General features: G+C 46.5%; 3 protein-coding genes. All 3 read right to left on the reverse strand.

Going from position 1 to position 1,705, the window contains the following annotated elements; translation table 11 throughout:
* Positions 1–4 precede the first annotated feature (4 nt).
* Positions 5–637 carry a hypothetical protein gene (locus A7967_RS22030; RefSeq protein ID WP_064436117.1) on the reverse strand — a complete coding sequence of 211 codons (633 nt, stop codon included), beginning with the start codon at positions 635–637 and terminating at the stop codon, positions 5–7.
* Positions 637–1,086, reverse strand: coding sequence for a phage protein (locus tag A7967_RS22035; RefSeq protein WP_064436118.1), 450 nt, complete (start codon positions 1,084–1,086; stop codon positions 637–639). Before A7967_RS22035 ends, A7967_RS22030 begins: the two co-directional genes overlap by 1 nt.
* Positions 1,087–1,096: 10 nt before the next feature.
* Positions 1,097–1,705 (reverse strand): DUF2586 family protein (locus A7967_RS22040; RefSeq protein ID WP_157756445.1); only part of this gene is annotated, 609 nt, incomplete at its 5' end.

Consider the following 1,705-nt stretch of genomic DNA (forward strand, 5'->3'; position numbering starts at 1 on the left):
TTTCTCAAACGCCATGATCAATACTCTCTTTAATATCTGCTTGCTCTAGCAGTGTGTAGGTAAAATAAGGGCCATACTTGGCTGCTGATTGCTCACACAAAGCAATAAATTCATCAAAGTCATTTGGGTTTGCAAACACCTGGCAACCGGCAGACCATTTATCAACGTGCGTTGATGTGACCTTGCTGTTTGCGCGGTGGCAATTAATGCCAAAGTAACCTTGCTGTAGAACTGCTTGGGGTGTGACGTCCGTGTCTAACTCGGTGTCGTGGTTGTTGTCACGTAAAACAACAACCGGTTTATGTTGTACAAGGGCGCGGTATTTGCCCTGGTGATAACCCAATGTCCACAGGCTTTTATGCTGCCCTGCAATGAGCACGGCTGTACCATCTACATTCATTGGGTGTTTACGCCAGTAAATACCGGCATCTGTTGTGGCTTTAAACTGCTTTAACTGCCATTCGCCCCCTTGCTGATACAGCACACACATTGCGTCATTAAACGTATTAGCACGGGTGTTTGCATGGCGAATACCTATAATGTTTAGGTTTAGTTCACCTTCAAACACCTTATGCCCACATGCTTGCAGTGTGCTTAGTAATGTTGTGGCAGTCAGTGTGCGAATGGCTTTAGTCATTACAGATCTCTCACTTCATCAGCGGTTAGGTACGGCACGCCGTTAATTTTGACAAAATCAGGGCTGGTGATCGGACACTTAATTGATGTGGTGTCTTCTTCACCGCCATCGGCTTTGATGTTTAAAATCTCGTCTAACTGCGGCAAGCAACCAAACGCTTCAACGTTCTTTTTACCGGCGGCTACTTCGGCATTAAATGCCACATCGAACGGTTCAATGCCTTTCCAGCTACCTGCTTGCTCTGCTTGGGCTTGCACTAATAACCAGTTTTCATGGTCGAGCTTTAGCGTTACTTCGCCTTCAACGTCGCCATCAATAAACCCTTTTGGAATACCGCGCACTTTTTTAACGGTGCGCCCATCCGTAATTTTGCACGTGGCTTCCATAACGTGAACCATCGAGCCCCCGATAAAAATATCGAAGTCTTTACCGCCTAATACCTTTTGCATGTTCGCGCTCCTACTCTGCGTTATCTAACATGATCCCAACAATAATGGTGTTGGGTGAATCGATTGGCTTAACCTTAAGCACAACTTGCAACGTGGTCGCATCCATAAACGTGAGGTTAATACTGTCGTCTTTTGGGCCGTGAATTAAACCAGGGAACTTGTCGGCGCCGATGTTGACTGAGCGCGCCATGTCACGCAGTGGTTTACCCATGGTGCGTTTACCAAATTCAATACCGGTGCTGCTATTGTTTAAACGGCGATTTTTAACGTTTTGAATACCGATGTTACGAACGGCACGCGCGGCTTTATCGACAATGCGGCCTATTTCAATTTTTTGAAAATCACCGCCTTCAGCATCCAGCATGTTTACATCGCCAAAATACGTGCCGTCAAAATCAGGGTAAAACTGCGTGCAACTAAAACGCTGTGCATCTAATGCCGCAGTGGTTGAGTTAGTAAGTGGTTTGCCTGCCTTATCGTTTGGCAATGGCATAAGCGACATTGCGCCGGTTAATACGCGCATTGGGCTATCAGCAATCGTGACAGAGCTTTTACATAAACGCCCTGTTACGCCGCCGAGTTCATCACCAAATAAAAGCGGGATCACTGCAACGCGTTC

Source organism: Pseudoalteromonas neustonica, from assembly GCF_001653135.1.
Taxonomy (GTDB): Bacteria; Pseudomonadota; Gammaproteobacteria; order Enterobacterales; family Alteromonadaceae; genus Pseudoalteromonas; species Pseudoalteromonas neustonica.

Coding starts and splice junctions, on each gene's coding strand:
- A7967_RS22030 (WP_064436117.1), bottom strand. CDS start 637: ATGACTAAAGCCATTCGCACACTGACTGCCACAACATTACTAAGCACA.
- A7967_RS22035 (WP_064436118.1), bottom strand. CDS start 1,086: ATGCAAAAGGTATTAGGCGGTAAAGACTTCGATATTTTTATCGGGGGC.